General features: G+C 60.1%; 12 protein-coding genes. 8 read left to right on the forward strand and 4 right to left on the reverse strand.

Going from position 1 to position 20,606, the window contains the following annotated elements; translation table 11 throughout:
• Positions 1–326: 326 nt before the first annotated feature.
• A complete protein-coding gene (locus tag NQ050_RS07780) occupies positions 327–2,984 on the forward strand; it encodes a YhgE/Pip domain-containing protein (RefSeq protein ID WP_257038724.1) in 2,658 nt (885 codons plus the stop codon).
• Positions 2,984–5,308, forward strand: coding sequence for a YhgE/Pip domain-containing protein (locus NQ050_RS07785; protein ID WP_257038725.1), 2,325 nt, complete (start codon positions 2,984–2,986; stop codon positions 5,306–5,308). The genes NQ050_RS07780 and NQ050_RS07785 overlap by 1 nt, the downstream gene beginning before the upstream one ends.
• Positions 5,309–5,378: 70 nt before the next feature.
• On the opposite strand, the gene NQ050_RS07790 is transcribed toward NQ050_RS07785, so the two are convergent.
• The 4 genes from NQ050_RS07790 to NQ050_RS07800 all read right to left on the reverse strand — a co-directional run bounded on the left by NQ050_RS07790 (position 5,379) and on the right by NQ050_RS07800 (position 9,435).
• Complete coding sequence (locus NQ050_RS07790; protein ID WP_368734668.1) at positions 5,379–6,380, reverse strand: GNAT family N-acetyltransferase; 1,002 nt, start codon at positions 6,378–6,380, stop codon at positions 5,379–5,381.
• A gap of 235 nt (positions 6,381–6,615) precedes the next feature.
• Complete coding sequence (locus tag NQ050_RS11210; protein ID WP_306428369.1) at positions 6,616–6,849, reverse strand: hypothetical protein; 234 nt, start codon at positions 6,847–6,849, stop codon at positions 6,616–6,618.
• A gap of 131 nt (positions 6,850–6,980) precedes the next feature.
• A complete protein-coding gene (locus NQ050_RS07795) occupies positions 6,981–8,192 on the reverse strand; it encodes an IS110 family transposase (RefSeq protein ID WP_257038726.1) in 1,212 nt (403 codons plus the stop codon).
• Between the two features lie 352 nt (positions 8,193–8,544).
• A complete protein-coding gene (locus NQ050_RS07800; protein WP_257038728.1) occupies positions 8,545–9,435 on the reverse strand; it encodes a neutral zinc metallopeptidase in 891 nt (296 codons plus the stop codon).
• A gap of 371 nt (positions 9,436–9,806) precedes the next feature.
• Between NQ050_RS07800 and NQ050_RS07805 the strand changes: the two genes are divergently transcribed.
• The 6 genes from NQ050_RS07805 to alaS all read left to right on the forward strand — a co-directional run bounded on the left by NQ050_RS07805 (position 9,807) and on the right by alaS (position 20,585).
• Positions 9,807–10,334, forward strand: coding sequence for a GNAT family N-acetyltransferase (locus NQ050_RS07805; RefSeq protein WP_257038729.1), 528 nt, complete (start codon positions 9,807–9,809; stop codon positions 10,332–10,334).
• Between the two features lie 196 nt (positions 10,335–10,530).
• Positions 10,531–12,618: a bifunctional UDP-sugar hydrolase/5'-nucleotidase gene (locus NQ050_RS07810; RefSeq protein ID WP_257038730.1), complete on the forward strand. Its 2,088-nt coding sequence runs from the start codon at positions 10,531–10,533 to the stop codon at positions 12,616–12,618.
• Positions 12,619–12,909: 291 nt separating this feature from the next.
• On the forward strand, positions 12,910–14,739 hold the full coding sequence (gene aspS / locus NQ050_RS07815) for an aspartate--tRNA ligase (protein ID WP_257038774.1): 1,830 nt from the start codon (positions 12,910–12,912) through the stop codon (positions 14,737–14,739).
• A gap of 353 nt (positions 14,740–15,092) precedes the next feature.
• Positions 15,093–16,433 carry a phosphotransferase gene (locus tag NQ050_RS07820; RefSeq protein WP_257038731.1) on the forward strand — a complete coding sequence of 447 codons (1,341 nt, stop codon included), beginning with the start codon at positions 15,093–15,095 and terminating at the stop codon, positions 16,431–16,433.
• 119 nt (positions 16,434–16,552) lie between these two features.
• Positions 16,553–17,866, forward strand: coding sequence for a replication-associated recombination protein A (locus tag NQ050_RS07825; RefSeq protein WP_257038775.1), 1,314 nt, complete (start codon positions 16,553–16,555; stop codon positions 17,864–17,866).
• Positions 17,867–17,918: 52 nt separating this feature from the next.
• Positions 17,919–20,585, forward strand: coding sequence for an alanine--tRNA ligase (gene alaS, locus NQ050_RS07830; protein ID WP_257038732.1), 2,667 nt, complete (start codon positions 17,919–17,921; stop codon positions 20,583–20,585).
• The last annotated feature ends 21 nt before the right edge of the window (positions 20,586–20,606 follow it).

Genomic DNA, 20,606 nt, shown 5'->3' on the forward strand with positions numbered 1-20,606 from the left:
CAGTTGGGGAGGGAACGGGCGGGTCAAGCCCCCGCCAGGGGGTGCGGTGGGGCAAGGTACTTATTCTGTCGCGCGTGGAGGGATTCGCAAACTTGCACATCAAGTCCATAATGTGAAAGTTTCTGGCTCTTTGGCTGCAGCGTCCCCTCCGCCGAGCGGTGACGAATTGTGGACAAAACCACAGATAAGGCAGGTAAAACTCTTCATGCCTAGGGGAAACCCATTTTTTTGTTAGGCAAATTAACAAGGTTAAGCAACGGCATTCAAGACCTCTACCTGTAGTTATCTTGTTGGCCTTTGTGTTAAGGCGAGGTTAGGATCGCAGGGTGAAAACTAGCTGGCGCGTCTTTGTCCGTGATGCCAAACGTATTTTGGCGGTGCCTAAGGCATTCATCATTGTCATTGGTATCCTCATCACCCCTGCGTTATACACATGGCTGAATATCGCTGCGTTTTGGGATCCCTACAACAACACCGAAGCGATTCCGATCGCGGTGGTCAACGAAGATAAGGGGGCCACCTCCGATCTCACCGGTGAGATTAAGGTAGGGGACCAAATAGTTGATCAATTGCGGCAGAATGACCAGCTGGGGTGGGAATTCCTCTCAGCCGACGAGGCTGATGAAAAGATCCATCGGGGCGAGGTGTACGCCTCCTTTGCCATCCCCGAAGAGTTCAGCCAGCAGCTCGTGGACATCTTCAGCGGCAGCCGCGCCCAGCCGACCATCGAATACTCCGTCAATGAGAAAAAGGGTGCCATCGCGCCGAAGATTACCGACGCGGGATCCAACTCCCTTGACATTAAGATCACCTCCGCCTTCCGCGAGCAGCTCGGCAAGGCGGTGTCGGAGACCCTGCGGGATCGTGGCGTTGACTTTTCTTCGAGCATCCAAGACACGCAATCGACAACGACCCAGACATTGCAAGACTTGGAAGCCCAGCTTGGCACCACACGGGACAACGTGCAAGATATCGCCAATCAGCTCGCCGACTCCGGCCAGACCGCAAGCGACGTCAAGGGCATGCTGGCGGCGGCCGACCCGGCGCTGGGAGATGTCGCCGCCTCCTTGACCAACATTCAGACCATCTTGGATACCGTCATCACCGACGCGCAGGTTTTTGCACAGTCCACCGGTGATGCCAGCGCGAAGGCACAAGAAGCACTGGGCGTGTCCACCGCCAATGCCCGAAGTGCGCTCACCTCCACCTCGGCGATGCTGGGCGAGGTGGGCACGCAAATCCAAGGCGGTACGGACAGGTTCAGCCAGGGCATTACCGCCGCCGAGAATTCTCTGACCGCCGCCGAGGCGGCGTTGGGTGCTGTTTCGCAGCCTTTGGCCGGCGATACCCTCGCGGGGGTTCGCACCCAGCTCGATCAAGCCCAGGCAGTGGTGGATCAGCTCAATCAGGTAGCCTCCACGGCCACCGAGACCTCTCGGCAATTAGACGCCCTCGGCAACGACTTCGCGACATTGATCGACCGGGCCCAAGACAGCAGCGGTGCGCTGCGATCGACTTCCAATGAGGCGGTCAATTCGCTGACTACACGGGTGACCGCCCTGTCCGCGCGCGCCGGCCTGCTGGCCGGTCAGGCAGCGCAGACGCAAAGCTCCTTGGGGCAGATCACCGCCTTGGTCGATGGCTTGGAAGACCAGTTGCAGTCCACGCAGGACATCCTGGTGGCAAGCGACGGCAACCTGGCCGATCTCCAGGACTTCGCCCGCAATTCCGAGGCCGATGTCGCAGCGCTTGCGGCCGCGCTGCAGTCGGGTACGCTGCAGACCGTCACCGGACTCGATGCCGACAACATCGGAACCTACCTGGCTTCACCAGTGGAATTTGAAAAGCAAGCGCTGTTCCCGGTTGCTTCCTATGGTTCTGCGATGTCGCCGATGTTCATCAACCTCTCGCTGTGGATCGGCACCTTCATCCTGATCATCATCTTCCGCGTGGAGGTGGACAAGGAAGGCTTCCGCGCGTTGGCCCTGCGGCACGCCTACTTCGGCCGCTTCCTGCTGCTCAGCGTCCTCGCGATCGCGCAGGCAATCATCGTCAGCGTAGGTACCTTGCTTATCGGCGTGCAGACCGTCAACGCCTTCGCCTTCGTTGCAACGGCAGTCGTGATTGGCCTTAGCTATTTGGCCATTATCTATGCACTCGCGGCAGCTTTCGGCCACGTAGGCCGGGCCATAGCTGTGGTTTTGGTGGTGCTGCAGATTCCCGGCGCATCCGGGCTCTACCCGATCGAGTTGATGCCGGGATTCTTCCGTGCCATTTACCCGGTCTTGCCGTTCTCCTACAGCATCAAGGCCATGCGAGAGACCGTGGGTGGCTTCTATGGCAACCAATATCTGCACTACATGGCGATCGTGTGCGCGATGGGGCTCATCGCACTGATCCTCGGCCTCATCCTGCGCCGACAATTGGGCTATTTCACGCGCCTATTCAACAACGAGCTCGCGCGCACCGAACTGGTCATCAATGAAAACGTGGAGATCCTCGGCTCCGGCTATAGGCTCAGCCACATCATTGCGCTTCTGTCTAACCGAGGCGAATTCTCCCGCGAACTGACCCGCAGGCGCGAGAAGTTCGATGCGTCTTATCCGATGCTGGTGCGCGTGCTGACCATAATCGGCCTGGCCGGCCTTTTCGTGCTGGGGATTTTGTCGCGGGCGACGTCGATTAGCAAGCCGGGTCTTTTGGCGGTGGCCACCCTGTGGGGCCTGATCATCGTCGGCGCGCTGGTGACCACGGAAAGCTTGAAGCAGTCCCTGCGGCATGCAAGTGAGCTCGAGGCACTAAGCGAGGATGATCTCGTCGCAGCGCTCAGGCAACACCGCGCCATCCATAGTGCAACCACCGACGAGCCGGACCCGGAGGCGCAGCCGGCCGAGAAGGTGCTCGCAACCGGTGTCACCGAAGCTACCGATACGAACGATAAGACCGAGACCACTGAATTCCCGGCACAGGAAGGAGGAAAATAATGAACGCGACCCGATTTATCATCCGTGATGATGCCCGCCAAATCCGCGGCAACGTCATGATGGGGATCTTTATGAGCGTGCTCGTTGCCCTCCCGCTGCTGTTTACGTGGTTTAACGTGCTGGCTAGTTGGGATCCCTTCGGCAACTCCGATCGACTCAAGATAGCGGTGGCCAACACCGACGAGGGGTACCAAACCGACGTGCTCAACCTCGAGGTCAACGTCGGCGACCAGGTTCTCTCGCAGCTTCGCGGAAACAAGAGCCTGGATTGGATCATCACCGACGAGGACACCGCGCTCGAGGGAACGCGCTCGGGCGACTACTACGCCGCCATCGTGCTTCCGGAGAACTTCAGCACCTCGATGTTTACCTTCTACGCTGGTGGCGCGGCGCCTGCGGACATCACGCTGTATACCAACGAGAAGAAGAACGCGCTATCGTCCAATATCTCCAACCAGGGTGCCCAGGGCGTGACCTCGCAGATCAACGCCGCATTCACCCAGGTACTCAGCGAGGTGGCGATGGGGCTGGCGCTGGACGTCTCCTCCTTCCTCGACGACGAAGAAACCGCAGCCACCTTGGATCGTTTGGAAGTCCGGCTGGAATCATTATCAACGCAGCTGACGTCCGCTTCCCATACGGTGAGTTCTTTCCAATCGCTGGTCAGCGCCTCGGTTCCGCTGGTGGAAAGCGCCCAGAACCTGACCGTTTCCCTGGATGATTCGCTCAACACCGATAGTGGATTGACGGGGTCATCCGATGGCTCGGATTCCGGCCTCGATGACGCAACCAGCGCGCTCGGAGATTCTCTCGACCGCACTGCGGACAGCGTCAGCGCAGTACAAAGCCGTTTGGACTCCGTGCTCAACTCGGCATCCACGGGGGCGAACTCCCAGGCGGATGCGATTGATTCCGCAGCCGCCGGCATTGATAACCAGGTTGCCGCCTTCCGCCAGACTCGCGATTCGCTCAACAATGCGATCCCGTCCCAGCTGCGGGGCACCCCTGCGGCGGTGGGTTTGCTCGCGGATCTCGACGCGGCCATCGCGCGCCAGGATTCCCTCGCGCAGCGGCTGCACACGCTGGCTTCCGACCTGCGCTCGGATCAGACCACCAACCAGCAGGCCCGCGATCAGGCCCGGCAGGCGATCGATGAAGCGACCACAGCGATTGCAAACGCCAGGGATAACTACCGCACCAACTTGCAGCCCCAGCTTGAGCAGCTGCGCAGCAACATGGCCGATGCCAGGGACAACCTAGCGGTGGTCGGCTCCTACCTGGATAACATCCGTGCCAGCTTCGCAGACACCGACCAGGGGCTGCTGCAGACGCTTACGGATGCGCAGACCAGCTTGGGTATCTCCGCGGACAACATGTCCAACGGGGCGCAGCGCTTGGATGATGCCGTCAAGGAGATGGCGGATGCCCGCGAGTCCGGAGATCTCAAGCGCATCGCGGCCGTCATCGGCACCGATCCCGAGGGGCTGGCGAAGCTCATCGCCTCCCCCATCAACGTGGAGCGCAACGAGATCTTCCCCGTTGCCAGCTTCGGCGTGGGTATGACGCCGCTGTATAGCGCCATCGCCTTGTGGGTCGGCGCGCTGTTGAGCTCTGCCTTCCTGCACACGGTGGTCTCGCGCAACGTGTACCTGCGCTATCTTGCCTCGAATCCGCCGGCCCCAGCGGAAGACGATAGCGACGGCACAGGTGTCACAGACGGCACAGACGGAGACGACAACGTCGCTCAGGGTGCCGGCGTGACTGGCGAAGACGCTGCGGATGAAGCAGGGGTGATGGAAAAGACCAAAGCCAGGGATGGTTTTACCGGCATACAGGAGTATTTCGGTCGCTTCTTCCTTTTCTGGGTCGTCGGCATGGCACAGTCCACGCTTTTGATGCTGGGCCTCATCGTCTTCGTTGAGATTGAGCCGGCGCATCCGTGGCTGCTCATGATCAGCGGGTGGATTACCTCCTCTGTATTCATGCTGATCATCTACACGCTGGTGCTCTCGCTCTCCAACGCCGGCAAGGCCGTCGCGGTGGTCTTCCTGGTGCTCCAGATATCCGCGGCTGGCGGCGCATATCCGCTGGAAGTGCTTCCGCACTGGTTCCAAAACATCAGCCCGTGGCTGCCTGCAACGTATTCCATCAACATGATGCGTGCTGCCATCGCCGGTATCTACGAGTGGGACTACCTCACCAACATGGGCATGCTCTTGTTGTTCCTGCTGCCCACCCTGCTGGTGGGTCTGGTGCTGCGTCATGCGATCGCCGCCCGTATTCACAGCATGACTGAGGATCTGGAGTCCACGAAGGTGATGTAGCAATCGCTGCGGGTTAACGTCACACGCGCCCTTGCTTGCCGACGCCGCCCGCGCCGCCGGCGGCCGGGGCCTATAGCGCGCGCTTGAATCCCACGTGGCTAGGGTGATATCCCAGCCGCTTGTAGAAGTCGAGCGCGCGCTCATGGGTCTCATCCACGCTGACCTGTGCCATTTTCGCACCACGGGCGCGCCCGTATTCGTGGGCCCATTCGATCATCGCGGAGGTAAGCCCGATCCCGCGTACCTGGGCGGCCATCCGAACCGCCTGAAGCTGCAGGCGGGTGGCGCCGCCGCGGGAAAGCTCGGGCAGGATGGACAGCTGCATGGTGCCCACCGTGGCCCCGGCGTCGTCTTTGATCACCGCCAGGAACTGGTTGGGGTCCCTGGCAAGAATCGTGAAGGCATCGTCGTAGGCCGGGTGCTCGCCCTTTTGCACGGCGTCGCTTTCCAAGCGTGCGCCATGTTCGTCGTCGGAAAGCATATTGACGATATCGGCGACGTCGCCGCGCACCGCGCGCTGTACCCGAAACTGCCTGTCATCGACGGTGAGCAGACCACCGACGGATTCGCGGGCCCGCTGCCGGATATCGCTTACCACCTCATCGAGCCACCCGCCGACATTGCGCCGCGCCTGCGGGGTATCCGGGTAGCGGCAGCGCAGATGCAACCCCGTCTCGTCCAAAATAAACCACACCATCACCCCATCCGGGCGGATGCTTGCGCCCACATACTGCGCCTTCAGGCCCACAGAGTCCACTCGCACGGGAAGCCGGCGCAGATCGAGCCAGGAAATCGCGAACATGCCGGGAGTTTCCGGCATGTCACCCCAGGGCTTCATGATGTCCTCCAGCGGCCAAGAACCCAAGCGTACCGCCTCCTTGACGGAGTCGGCGCAGGCGGCGGGGCGGGGATCTGTCGATTCGAGAACGGAGTTGGTGATAAACCACCCCACCGAGTTGTGCCGCTGGTGGTCATAGCGGCTATGCACGGGAAAGACTGCGCGCAGCGGGGCGTTGGCCTGTTGGCGGGTGACCTTCGTCATCGCCGCCACCACCGTCGACAACGAGGACACCCCATCGGCGCGGGCCTGCGCGGAAAAGGCGGCGGCCTCGTCAACGCCTAGAACGTCGCGGACCTCCACGCGCTCGACGTGCGGGCCCGGCTCGCCCAGCGGCAGCGGGAGGCGCGGCATGCCCCCCGCCGCTTGCGTCGATGATCTCGGCCCAGCGCCGGTGAATCTCCACCGGCGCCTGTTCGCGCTCGCGCAGGCTTTGGGTGTGCTGCGAAAACGGGGCGACCTCGGAAAGTTACGGGGTCCCGATGACGTATTCACCCAAGGCGGCAAGGAAATCGCGCAATACCACCACCATCGACCACATGTCTGTGTGCGAGTGGTCCACGCCGATGATCACGGTGGTCTCAGTGACCGTCTCAATGGCACACAGGCGGTAGGAAGGAGATGCGAAGGGAGCGCAATAATGGTCAAGGACGCGGCGGACCGCATCGTTTACGGCCTCGCCTGCATGAATATAATGCTCCACCCAGCCTCCGGGGGTGTCCCTATGTTTTTGTCAAGTGTTAGGTTGTCGCTGACGAATACAGATGTGGGGGTAGCTTTTAGGCGTGCTTAGGAACCGGCCAGCGTGTGCTGGTCGGTTTTCGTCTTTAGACATTATGCGGCGACTGGGTGTGGTGGGATTTCTCGGAAGAACTCTTTGTTTTTCAGCATTGCGTAGATGACGTTGCATCGGCGTCGTGCCAGGCAGATAACTGCCGCGTTATGGCGTTTACCTTCAGCGCGTTTACGCTCGTAGTACTGTCGTGACGGTCCGTGGCTGCGGATCGGGGCAAATGCGGAGTAGAACAAAGCGTTTTTCAGTCGCTTATTGTCTGATCGTGCTGGGAATTCGCCTCTGATTGATGATCCTGATCGTCGTGTCACTGGTGCGATGCCCGCGTAAGCGGCCAGGTGGCTGGCGCTATCGAAGTCGGAGCCGTCACCGATCGCCAGGAGGATCTGTGCTGCGGTCTTGATGCCGTCTCCGGGCATGCTCATCAAGACCTCACAAAGAGGGAAATCATCAAGCATCCCCTCAACCTGTTCAGCAATGGTGTCGCGCTGCTCTTTTAACGCCTTGATGTTTGCAGCTAGTTGGGGAATGACGAGCTCGGCGGCATCGCTTCCAGGCACAATAACTGTTTGCGCTTTCAGTGCTGCAAAAATCTCGTCTACCAGTGGGGTGGGGTATTTTCGTGTGTGCTTGATCATCCAGTTAAGCACTCGTTGGTATCCGGCTCGTTTCAGCCCCTGGGGCCCTTTGTAGTGGATCAGCATGTCCAGGATTGGGGTGCGAGTCAGGGTGCAGCCAGCAAAAACTCGTTCCAGTCTGGGGTAGATCTGAGTGAGGATGCTACGTAGTCGGTTGACGGTGCGGGTGCAATCGCGGGCGATGCCGTCATCGAAGCCGGAGAGCATTTTCAATGCTGATAGAACTTCGTTGTTTCGGTCGACGGCACGCAGCGTGTGAGGCATTGTTCGGGCGGTGTCGGCGATGATGAAGGCGTCGCGTTTGTCTGTTTTCGCACGGCCCGGATAGAGATCTGCAGCTTTGCGCATGGCTAGGCCTGGTAGGTATCCGACTTCGCATCCGCAGACACGGGCTACAGCAATCGGTAGTGCGCCGATGGTATTGCGTTGATCGACGACCACGAGAACAAAGCCATGCTCTTGAAGCTGATGGAAAACGCTTGCTAGATCGGACTCGAGTTGAGGCAATGGTTTGTCGAAGACCTTGTTGCCGTCGCGGTCGAGAGCGCAGGCGTGGTGTTCAGACTTACCTACGTCTAGGCCGAGGAATATGTCGATGGAGTGTTCCTGCGACATGGTGAGCTCCTAGAAAACGAGATGAATATGTCGTTGTTCCAGTCGCTGGCGTCATGACATTCGTTGTGAGCACCCACGTTACAAAGAGACCTGGATATATAGATTCCGGCCGTGTCCCTATCAGCTGTCATCGAACGTCCTAGCACCCGGTGGCAACACCCCCGGATCATGAAAACTACAGGGCAGATAAGTCATACCGGGACCAGCGACTATCCCCATTATCGGGGATACCCACAAGGTAACGGGCTGAGGCAGGGGCTTGTGTTGGACAAGCTAAAAGCCGTGAGCAGGGAAAGGAGATTGATTGAACTCCAAATTCCTCGCTCACGGCTTGCTACGTTGAGGGGGTACTTTAGCTGTCGCGATACACGCCGCGGCCAAGGGTGTCACAGGAACTCATCTGGCCGGTGCGGTAACCCGTAAGGAATGCTTCCTGGCGCTGCTCGGAGGTGCCGTGGGTGAACAGGTCGGGGCGGACCTCGCCGGTGGAGCGCTGCTGGATGTTGTCATCGCCCACCGCGCGGGCGGCCGTGATGGCGTCGTTCACCTGAGCGTCCGTAATGGGCTCCAGGAACGCATCTTCGCCTTGGTCAGCGTAGTGCGCCCACATGCCTGCGTAGCAGTCTGCTTGCAACTCAATGAGCACGGCATTGGATTCCGCACCGGGGTCATTGTAATTGGATAGCCTCAGCGTTCCCTCGAGTTGCTGGATATGGTGGCCGAACTCATGGGCCACAATGTACTGCTGGGCAAATGGGGTGTTTTCGCCGCCGTATTGGGAGAGTTGGTCGAAGAAGCTCACGTCAAAGTACGTGGACTGGTCCGCAGGGCAGTAGAAGGGGCCGGTCTTGGAGCTTGCGTATCCACAGCCAGACTGGGTGGCATTCGTGAACACCACCAATCCGGGTTCCGTGTATTCAATGCCAGCCTGTTGCGGCAGGATCTCCTGCCACATCTGGTCCACAGAAAGCGCAGTGAACTCCACACGGCAGTCCGCCTCGGTGTTCGCCTGGTCCGAAACCTGGCAGTGATCCAAACCGCCGGAGGTTTCCACTTGTTGCTGGCCGGCTCCGGACTGGGAGCCGAGGAATTCGTCCAACTGCGCCGGGTTTCCACCCATGAGGAGGAAAAGGCCAACCAGAAGAACGGTGCCGATGCCGCCACCAGCGACCATACGGCCGGTGCCACCTCCGCCGGTACGCGCACGGGACTCTGTCTTTTGAATGCCACCACGGAACGTCATGCGTCCGATTCTTTCACACCCGCAGGACAAAATGGGCAAACCCATCACGAGGTGCCGCTGGTGGGTAGTACTTGGTGGGGAGTTTCTTGAAACGCGATTGGAGAAATCCCGATTCAACGTTGCTGGGCAGGTCAAAGGGTCCTTCACGATCGATGTTGGAGGTTGAGCACGATGTGTTGAGCCGCAAGCATGTTGGTCATGATGGTTGCGAGGGAGTCAGAGTGTGGCCTCGATTTTGCAACGGTCCACCGCGGCTGAAGTGGTAATCCGGCGCCCCGACGGCAACGTTGCGATCCCGCTCGACCTGCTTGGATAACCGCCCGAGTACTAAAACCGCAGCGGCTAGTTTCCTGTGGATACACTTACAACCCATGAGCCAGCACAACACAAATGTCCAAGGCAGTCCGACGATCCGAGTACGCCCCGCACGTAGGGAAGACACTGCCGCAATGGTGCAGTTTGTCAAAGACCTCGCCGTGTACGAGAAGGAGCCGCTGGACACCGTCCTTCTTACCGAGGCCACACTCGAGCAGCAGCTCTTTGGTGAACACCCGGCGATCTTTGCCCACATAGCCGAAGAGATCGACGCAGATGGCAGCGCCTCCAGCGTTGGTTTTGCCCTGTGGTTTTTGAACTACTCCACCTGGGAAGGTGCGCATGGCATCTACCTCGAGGATTTGTTCGTACATCCGGAACACCGCGGTAAAGGCGCGGGGAAGGCATTGCTCAAGGAGCTGGCCAGCATCGCAGTGGAGCGCGGGTACAAGCGGGTTGAGTGGAGCGTATTGAAGTGGAACACGCCATCAATCGAGTTTTATCGCAGCATCGGTGCGTTCCCAATGGAGGAGTGGGACACCTATCGGCTCACCGGCGGCGCGCTTACCCAATTTGGCGGGTAGAGCCGCAACTTGCCTGGGGAGTGGATCGGCGTGAAATGAAACGCCAATTGATGCGTCATTAACAAGCGCGTGAATCTCTTGGGAACTTTCAGCAAATGCGCAGGTGTGTGGAATGTGAAGCACTGCAGTGCGGGCGTCGGGACGCTACAACACAAGGAGTAATCCACGCATAGCTTTTCCCAAGGAGACTCCTCACATGACGTATCACCCCCGCAGGCGTAGCCATCGCGCGATTGCGTTGGCTACCACCACTGCCACGCTGTCTCTGGGCATAATGGTGCCTACCGCGAGCGCGCAGGAAATCGCCACGTTCAGCATCAGCAACTTCACTGACCTGCACGGGCACATCGCCCAGGTGGCAAGCGGTGGAAACGTCACCGAGCCTGGGGCGGCGGTGCTTTCCTCCATGGTCAAGCACGTCAATGCAGGTCAGGAATACCTACTCACCAGCAGCGGCGATAACGTGGGTGGCTCCGCCTTCCTCTCCGCCGTGCTGGATGACGAGCCAACGCTCGCCGTGCTGAACCAGATGGGACTGCACGCTTCCGCCGTGGGCAACCACGAGTTCGACAAAGGCTACGACGATCTCACCGGGCGCATCCAGCCCTTCTCCAACTTCGATTACCTGGGCGCAAACGTCACCGGAGGCACGCCCGCGCTGAAGCCCTACGTGGTAAAGGAAGTCGCTGGTGTGCGTGTGGCGCTGATCGGCTCGGTCACGGAAACCACCAAAAACAAGGTGTCCCCGGCGGGCATCGTGGGCATCGACTTCGACGACCCTATCGCGGCCACTAATGCGCTCGCTGACGAAATCACCGCCACCAACCAAGCCGACGTCGTTGTGGCGCTGTTCCATGAGGGTGTTGAGGACCCGAATGCGTTCAATGCGAACGTCGATGCTGTGTTCGCAGGCGACACTCACGAAACCGAGTCCCAGGTAATCAAGCGTGCCGACGGCTCCGCGTTCGCCGTGGCCCAGGCCTACGAATACGGCAAGGCCTTGGCAGACATGGACTTCACCTTTGACAAGCAATCTGGCAAGGTCACCGACATCACGAGCACGGTGTACGACACCGCGCAGATGATGGCCGCTGTAGGCAACACCCCAGACCTGGCTGTTGCCGCAATCGTTGAGCAGGCAATGCAGGATTCCGAAGTTGCGGGCAACAGGGTAGTGGCCACCGCCGCCGCAAGCTTCTACCGAGGCGCAAACGAGGACAGCGCGACAAGCTCCGGTTCCAACCGCGGCGTGGAGTCCACCCTCTCCAACGCGCTTGCACAAGCGGCCAAGGATGCAATCACCAACAACACCTCAATCACGGCAGACCTCGGTGTGATGAACGCTGGCGGCGTGCGCGCAGACTTGCTCGAAGGTGAAGTGACCTACCAGGAGGCCTTCGCAGTACAACCATTCGGCAATGAGATCACGTACACCTCGCTCACTGGCCAGGACATCATCAACGCCATCGAGCAGCAGTGGAAGGACCCATCCGCATCCCGCCCAGTACTGGCACTTGGCTGGTCCGATAACTTCACCTACACCTACAACCCACAGGCTGAAGCTGGAAAGCGTTTCATCGCGGGCACCATCGACGGCCAGCCGCTCGATCCCGCCGCCTTATACGTGGTTGCGGGTTCTACCTTCCTGCTTGAAGGCGGCGATGGCTTCCCGGCGCTGGCAAACGGTAGCAAACTAACCAACACGGGGCTGATGGACGTAACTGCATTCACCGAGTTCCTTGCAAACAACCCCACGCTCACTCCACGCGGCGGCCAGTCAGCCGTGGGCATGCAGGTGAGCGGCGATCTTGCCCCCGGCGCCGAGGTGACCTTTGACCTCAGCTCCCTGCTCTACACCGTCGGCGATAGCGCATCCACCGTGACGCTCTCTGTAGGCGAGACCATTGCCACCGCAGACATCGCCCGTGATTTCGGTCCAGCCAACTTCGGCGAGGCCGGAACCGCATCGCTGAAGCTCACCGTTCCCGGCAGCGTGAAGGCCACGGATATGGTCACCATCACCACCGACGCTGGCACCCGCTTAAGCTTCGAGCTCGGCGCACTTGGGGGCGTTATGGAAGCTGAGGGCGCTTCTGAGAACCCAGCGTCACAGGATCCCTCTGAGGACCCCGCACCGGTGGGAAGCTCCACAGGCTTCGGCTTCTTTGGCCTGTTCGCACTGATCGCATTGTTGTTCTCTGCAGCGAACAATGCAGTTGGATCCGTGTTGAGCGCTTGGTTCGCACCACTCCAGGCACTGCTCGCCAGCAGTTCAGCGAATTAATTCAATCCCGCGCGCTCATGCCGCCACAATCAGACGGGCTCACCAAAGCAAGGTGGGGCCCGTCTCCGCGCATCCCAGCGGGTCGATGCGCTTTGGTGCCCGTGGTAGTGCCAGAGTGTGCAGTGTGCAATTTGGAACGCCCTGCGAGTAAGATATTTCACTTAGACTTGAGGCATTTGCCAAGTGCCCAACCTCATGGCCCAACGCCACGGCCCCGTGCGGGTGGTGGTGGGCTGCGAGTCTGCGCTGGTGCTCATCAAGAGAAACCCACGAGGAAAGGAAGAGTTGCACGTGTTGCGTACACATTTCGCGGGCGAGCTGCGTAAAGAGACTGCAGGTCAGGAAGTTACACTTACCGGTTGGGTGTCGCGCCGGCGCGACCACGGCGGCGTGATCTTCATTGACTTGCGTGACTCATCCGGTATTGCGCAGGTGGTGTTCCGCGAGAGTGAAGTTGCACAGCGTGCTCACCACCTCCGCAGCGAATACTGCGTAAAGGTCACTGGTGTGGTGGAGCCACGCCCCGAGGGCTCCGAGAACGCCAACTTGGCATCCGGCGCCATCGAGGTCAACGTCTCCGAGCTTGAGGTTCTCAACGAGTCTGCGGCGCTCCCATTCCAGATTGACGACGCAGCGCAAGGCGGCGAAGTAGGCGAGGAAGCCCGGCTGAAGTACCGCTACCTGGACTTGCGACGCCCACAACAGGGTTGGGCGCTGCGCCTGCGCTCTAAGGCAAACCAGGCAGCGCGCCGGGTACTGGACCGCCACGACTTCGTGGAAATCGAAACCCCAACGCTGACCCGTTCCACCCCTGAAGGTGCCCGAGATTTCCTGGTTCCAGCTCGCCTGAAGCCAGGTTCCTGGTATGCCCTTCCACAGTCCCCGCAGTTGTTCAAGCAATTGCTCATGGTGGCTGGCATGGAGCGCTACTACCAGATCGCTCGCTGCTACCGCGACGAGGATTTCCGCGCGGACCGCCAGCCGGAGTTCACTCAGCTCGATGTTGAGATGAGCTTTGTGGACCAAGATGACATCATCGCCTTGGCTGAGGAAATCCTGGTGGAGCTGTGGAAGCTCATCGGCTATGAGATCACCACCCCGATCCCACGGATGACCTATGCGGACGCGATGCGTCTCTACGGTTCCGACAAGCCAGACCTGCGTTTTGACATTCAGCTTGTGGAATGCACCGAGTTCTTCAAGGACACCACCTTCCGTGTGTTCCAAAATGAGTACGTTGGCGCTGTGGTGATGAAGGGTGGTGCTTCCCAGCCTCGCCGCCAGTTGGATGCTTGGCAGGAGTGGGCAAAGCAGCGCGGCGCGAAGGGCCTCGCGTATATCCTCGTGGGTGAGGACGGAGAGCTTTCTGGCCCAGTGGCAAAGAACATCACGGAAGCTGAGCGTGAGGGTATTGCTGCGCACGTCGGCGCCGCCCCAGGAGACGCGATCTTCTTCGCCGCCGGTGAGACCAAGAGCTCACGCGCGTTGCTTGGCGCAGCACGCAGCGAAATTGCCCGCAAGCTGGACCTGATCAAGGATGGCGACTGGGCCTTCACTTGGGTTGTGGATGCACCGCTGTTCGAGCCCGCTGCCGACGCCACCGCTAGCGGTGATGTTGCACTTGGACACTCCAAGTGGACCGCTGTGCACCACGCGTTCACCTCGCCGAAGCCAGAGTGGATTGACAACTTTGATCAGAACCCTGGCGAAGCAACCGCATATGCCTATGACATCGTGTGCAACGGCAATGAGATCGGTGGCGGTTCCATCCGTATCCACCAGCGCGATGTGCAGCAACGCGTCTTTGAAGTGATGGGCATCAGCGAGGAAGAGGCGCAGGAGAAGTTCGGCTTCCTCTTGGACGCATTCGCCTTTGGCGCACCACCACACGGCGGCATTGCTTTCGGTTGGGACCGCATTGTGTCCCTGCTCGGCGGTTTTGACTCCATCCGTGACGTGATTGCGTTCCCGAAGTCCGGTGGTGGCGTGGACCCACTCACCGACGCTCCCGCCCCGATCCCTGCGCAGCAGCGCAAGGAGACCGGTGTGGATTTCAAGCCAAAGGCTGAAAAGGCTGAAAAGGCTGAAAAGGCAGCAGAGGCAGAAGCCGGCCAAGCCTAAGCTGGATTGCTTGCAACCGCCCCGCGCTGGCACTGGCCGTCGCGGGGCTGTTGCATGGAACGGGGCGGTGGTTCATGGGCTCGCACACCCACGGACACCGAAGGAAGGAACCCAAGCAATCCTGCTACTTTGACGGTGCGCTTGGGCGGTGTTCAAGTATGGTGGTGTGTGGATAAGGTCGGCAGAGCGGAAGCTAGCGCTTCGAGGCTGATCATCGGGCTCCTGCAGGTAGATGCAACCTGGAGCGCGCCCTGCGCAAACGGCATGAAACGTTGCACGGGTGCTGCGCGGAGGAGCACAACGGTGTTGCCCACGGCTGTTTGGGTGGCACGGCAGAAAGGTACAACAGGATTATGGGTGGACAAGTTCCCGATCACCCCTTGGGTATGAGCGGCCTCAACGGGGTTGCTGAGCTGCGCGAGCAATTTGAAAATGACGCAGCTTCTCTTGCCGAACTCACTGAGAAGGTGGTTGCCAGTGCTGAGGAGCTGCTGTCTCGACGCTACGGAGGCATGCAGAGCCTGCAGGACGTGCAGCGCCTGAATGGTTCCGGCGTGGCCTTGGTGTTGCGTGCCCGGGTTGCACCTTCACCGTTTTTGCAGCAGCGCTCCGTGATCATTAAGTACACCCCACCAACCGGTGCGGATTTTGATGAGTCTGGGCTGTTGCGGGAGATCGTTGCCTACCAGTTCACCACCTCGTTGAGCGAGGATGTGCGCCCAGGGCCAATCCTGTTGGCCCATGACATGGATGAGCACCTCCTCGTCATCTCTGACTCGGGTGACGGTGACACCTTTGCGGAGCTGCTTCGCACTCACAATCCGCAGATGCGCCAAGAAATTTTGCGTAACCTCGGTGAGGCTATCGGGCGGATGCACGCGGGCACCGCAATGAAGGAGCCTCATTTTGAGATCCTGATGCACCGCATGGCCGCCAAGTACCCTGAGATCGCAAAGACCATGCACTTCCGCGAGCGCCTGCTGCGTGCTTCGATTTTGCTCGGGATGGAGCTGGTGGAGCACTCCGGCATTGCGGTGCAAGAAACCGTCCGTGACTTTGCGATGGATGCCAACCGCAGGCTTTCCTCGGGGCATCACCGGGCATTCACCCCCTTTGACCTTTCCCCAGATAACATCATTGTTTCCTCCACCACCCATTTCTTGGATTACGAGTGGGCAGGTTTCCGCGACGCCGCCTTTGACCTCGCTTGCGTGGTAGCTGGGTTCCCACAATTCCTGTTCACAGAGCCAATCAGTGATGATGAGGCAGACGTGTTCATCGAGGCGTGGACGCACCAAGTCTCCCGCCTGTGGCCCAATGTGAACAACCTGAATCGCCTGCACGCCCGCGTGCTGACGGCGCTGGTGGGGTGGTCTTTTGCCTCCATAGCGCTGATGCATTTCAGCACTGATGCGGAGGCGTTTGAAAAGCTCTACACCTTGGTGCTGCAAAATGATGCGGCTCCGCTGGATGTTTCGCAATTGCTTACCCTGGTGGGGCACTCCACCCCGCTGCTTGCAACCAAGGAGATGCTCAACCTGCCAACGGGTGTAGATGAGGACACTATTAAACTTGCCCGAAAGGACCTTTCGGAAACCTTCGAGGCGTTGGCACGCTTTGCCGCGCGTAATAGTGATAGCCGCTTCCCAGAGGTGCAAGTATTCGCGCAGACGGTGGTTGAGCGCCTGGTATAGGCTGCGCCGGACCAAGGACAGCCAAGGACAAAAGCGAGCAAAGTTTTCCGAGAGGATTCAGGGCAATGAGCAGCGTGGGACACGGAGATTTGGGCCTTGGCGACGGCCTCTTTTCCTCCATGCGCCCAGTAGAAACACCTGAAGTGTTTGCTGCGGGGTCCCATTCACCGCTGGCCGCCCGAATGCGCCCGCGCAGTATTGATGAGGTGTTCGGGCAGCAGCACTTGCTGGCCCCGGGCAAGCCGCTGCACCGCCTAATCCACGGCTCCGGCGATGCCTCAGTGATCCTCTATGGGCCGCCTGGAACCGGCAAAACCACCATTGCCTCTCTGATTTCGCAGGCAACGGGGCACCGCTTCGTTGGCCTATCCGCGCTTTCGGCCGGGGTGAAGGAAGTTCGCGCGGTGATCACCCAGGCCCGCCAGGATCTCGCCCGCGGTGTGCGCACCACCTTGTTCATTGATGAGGTCCATCGCTTTTCCAAAACGCAGCAGGACGCGTTGCTGGCAGCGGTGGAAAACCGCACGGTCCTCTTGGTTGCGGCGACCACGGAAAACCCCAGCTTCTCGGTTGTAGCGCCGTTGCTTTCCCGCTCGCTGTTGCTCAAATTGGAGCCGCTTTCTCATGAGGACATCAAATTACTCATTTCCAGGGCGGTGTCCGACGAACGCGGGCTGGGCGGCAGGATCACAGTCAGCCCTGAGGCGTTGGAGCAGCTCGCGGTACTCGCAGGTGGCGACGCCCGCCGGGCGCTGACCTACCTGGAAGCAGCCGCGGAGGCGGTGGCAGACGGTGAGGACCTGACTGCGGAGATTCTGGCGAGCAACATTGACAGGGCAGTGGTGCGCTACGACCGCGATGGCGATCAGCACTATGACGTCACCAGCGCCTTCATCAAATCCATTCGCGGCTCGGACGTGGACGCCGCCCTGCATTACCTGGCCCGCATGATCGAGGCGGGGGAGGACCCCAGGTTCATCGCCCGCAGGCTCGTGATCCACGCGAGCGAGGACATCGGCATGGCCGACCCCACCGCCCTCCAAACCGCCACTGCCGCCGCGCAGGCCGTGCAGTTTATCGGCATGCCAGAGGCCCGATTAGCCCTTGCGCAGGCAACCATCCACTTGGCCACCGCACCCAAATCCAACGCGGTAATCCAGGCAATTGACCTGGCAATTTCCGACGTCCGCAAGGGCCGCACGTCGCCGGTCCCAGCGCACCTTCGGGATGGGCATTACAAGGGAGCCAAGGACCTCGGCAACGCCCAGGGATACCTGTACCCCCATGATGACCCACGGGGCGTCGTCAAGCAGCGCTACATCCCAGAGGACCTGGACGCGGCAGTGTACTACCAACCCACCCCACACGGATCCGAGCGCCCGCTCTATGATCTTGTTGGCAAGCTGCGCCGTATTGTTCGCGGCAGCAAGTAGACTAGATTGGTTGCAGTAACGCGAATGCGAGAAGGAAAGTAGGAAACCCCTAGTGCAGACCCACGAAATTCGGGAACGCTTTATCAACCACTTCACCAAGGCTGGGCACCAAGAAGTCCCCAGCGCTTCGCTGATTTTGGACGACCCCAACCTGCTGTTCGTCAACGCCGGCATGGTGCCGTTCAAGCCATACTTCCTGGGGCAGCAGAACCCTCCTTTCCCCAACGGCACCGCAACCAGCATCCAAAAGTGCGTGCGCACCCTTGATATTGAAGAGGTGGGCATCACCACCCGCCACAACACGTTCTTCCAAATGGCTGGCAACTTTTCCTTTGGCCAGTATTTCAAGGAAGGTGCGATCACCTATGCTTGGGCGCTGCTGACGAACCCCGTTGCTGAGGGTGGCTACGGGTTGGACCCCGAGCGCCTGTGGGTGACCGTCTACCTGGATGACGATGAAGCAGCGGACATCTGGCATGAGAAGGTAGGCATCCCGCGTGAGCGTATCCAGCGCTTGGGTATGGCGGATAACTACTGGTCCATGGGTGTTCCAGGTCCTTGTGGTCCGTGCTCGGAGATCTACTACGATCGCGGCCCGGAATACGGCAAAGAGGGTGGCCCGATTGCAGATGACAACCGCTACCTGGAGATTTGGAATCTCGTGTTCATGGAAAATGAGCGCGGAGAAGGCATTGGCAAGGACAACTTTGAGATCCTCGGCCCACTACCAAAGAAGAATATTGACACCGGCCTCGGCGTGGAGCGCGTGGCCTGCATCCTCCAGGGTGTGGATAACGTCTATGAAACGGATTTGCTGGCGCCCGTGATCGCGGTTGCAGAGCGTCTTTCCGGCACCAAGTACGGTGCGAAACAGGAAGATGACATCCGCTTCCGCGTGATCGCGGACCACTGCCGTACCGGTATGATGCTGATCCTCGATGGCGTCACCCCATCCAATGAGGGCCGCGGCTACATCCTGCGCCGCCTGTTGCGCCGCATCATTCGTTCCGCACGCCTGCTCGGCGCAACCGGCACCACCTTGGAAGAGTTCATGAACACCATCATGGACACCATGACCCCTTCCTACCCCGAGATTGCAGACAACCGCGAGCGCATCTTGCGCGTTTCCATCACGGAGGAAGCTGCGTTCCTGAAGACCCTGGAATCCGGCACCGAGCGCTTCGAGGAGGCGGCCGCTGCAGTGAAGTCCAAGGGTAGCTCCAGCGTATCCGGCGCTGATGCGTTTGCGCTGCACGATACCTACGGCTTCCCAATTGACCTCACCCTGGAGATGGCCGCTGAGGCCGGTCTTGAGGTGGACACCGAGGGCTTTGAGTCCCTGATGGCCGAGCAGCGCGCCCGCGCGAAGGCAGATAACCAAGCCAAGAAGCACGGTCACGCCGACCTCTCCATCTACCGTGAATGGGTGGACGAGCACCCAACGGTGTTTACTGGTTTCGATGAGCTCAGCAGCAGCGTCAAGGTCCTGGGCCTGATCTCCGGTGGCCAGAAGGTCTCCGAGGTTGCCGAGGGGCAAGAGGTAGAGGTGATCCTGGATGCCTCGCCGCTGTACGCAGAGTCCGGTGGCCAGTTGGGTGACCGCGGCACCATCACCCGCGGCGACGTCGTTCTGGACGTCAACGATGTGCAAAAGATTGGCAAGAAGCTGTGGGTCCACCGCGCAACCGTCACCCGCGGCGCCCTGGGCGTGGGTGAAGAGGTCACCGCACAGGTCAATGAGCAGTGGCGCCACGCGGCTCGCCAGTCTCACTCCGCAACGCACCTCATCCACGGTGCACTGCGCCAGGTGCTCGGACCAACCGCTGTGCAGGCCGGTTCCATGAACCAGCCCGGCTACCTGCGCTTTGACTTCAACTACACCGAACAGCTCACCCCGGAGCAGCTCAAGGAAATTGAGAGCATCACCAACCTGGCCGTGGACAACGACTGGGCAGTGAACACCATTGAAACGTCCTTGGCTGAGGCAAAGGCCATGGGTGCGATGGCGTTGTTCGGCGAGAACTACGGTGACGTGGTGCGCGTGGTGGAAATCGGCGGCCCGTTCTCCATCGAACTTTGTGGTGGTACTCACGTGAGCCACTCCTCCCAGATTGGCCCCGTGTCCATCCTGGGTGAATCCTCTATTGGTTCCGGGGCGCGCCGCATCGAGGCCTACTCCGGCCTGGATTCCTTCCACTACCTCAGCAAGGAGCGCGCGCTGGCGGAGGGGATCGCGAGCAGCCTGAAAGCTAAGACTGACGACCTCCCTGAGCGAATCGCAGCACTGACGCAGAAGCTGAAGGAAACGGAAAAGCAGCTTGAGCGCATGCGTCGCCAGCAGATGGCCCAGCAGTCCGGCCAGATTGCCGCTGAGGCAGAGCTACTTGGCGGCGTCTCCGTGGTGATTAAGCGCCTGGATGCCGGTGCCAACGTTGGTGATTTGCGCAATATTGCCAACGACGTCCGCGGCAAGCTCTCCGGCAGGCCCGCCGTGGTTGCGCTGGTTTCGGAGACCGACGGCAAGGTGCCTTTCGTGATTGCTGCCTCCAAGGAAGCGGTTGAGGCGGGGCTCAGCGCTAAGGATTTGGCTGCGCAATTTGGCAGCTACATCAAGGGCCACGGCGGCGGTAAGCCAGACATGGTCCAAGGCGCTGGCAGCGAAATCGGCGGTTTTGAATCCGGTGCCCAGGCACTGCGGGCGGCTATCCAAAACGCCTAGCCAAACCGATCTGATCTGAGG

Origin of the sequence: Corynebacterium sp. 122RC1 (assembly GCF_024580955.1) — a bacterium.
Classification (GTDB): Bacteria; Actinomycetota; Actinomycetes; order Mycobacteriales; family Mycobacteriaceae; genus Corynebacterium; species Corynebacterium kozikiae.

Bases quoted from the DNA above. Each gene is read 5' to 3' on its own strand.
- NQ050_RS07785 (WP_257038725.1), top strand. From the start codon at position 2,984: ATGAACGCGACCCGATTTATCATCCGTGATGATGCCCGCCAAATCCGC.
- NQ050_RS07810 (WP_257038730.1), top strand. From the start codon at position 10,531: ATGACGTATCACCCCCGCAGGCGTAGCCATCGCGCGATTGCGTTGGCT.
- NQ050_RS07800 (WP_257038728.1), bottom strand. From the start codon at position 9,435: ATGACGTTCCGTGGTGGCATTCAAAAGACAGAGTCCCGTGCGCGTACC.
- NQ050_RS07795 (WP_257038726.1), bottom strand. From the start codon at position 8,192: ATGTCGCAGGAACACTCCATCGACATATTCCTCGGCCTAGACGTAGGT.
- NQ050_RS07805 (WP_257038729.1), top strand. From the start codon at position 9,807: ATGAGCCAGCACAACACAAATGTCCAAGGCAGTCCGACGATCCGAGTA.
- NQ050_RS07825 (WP_257038775.1), top strand. From the start codon at position 16,553: ATGCGCCCAGTAGAAACACCTGAAGTGTTTGCTGCGGGGTCCCATTCA.
- NQ050_RS07820 (WP_257038731.1), top strand. From the start codon at position 15,093: ATGGGTGGACAAGTTCCCGATCACCCCTTGGGTATGAGCGGCCTCAAC.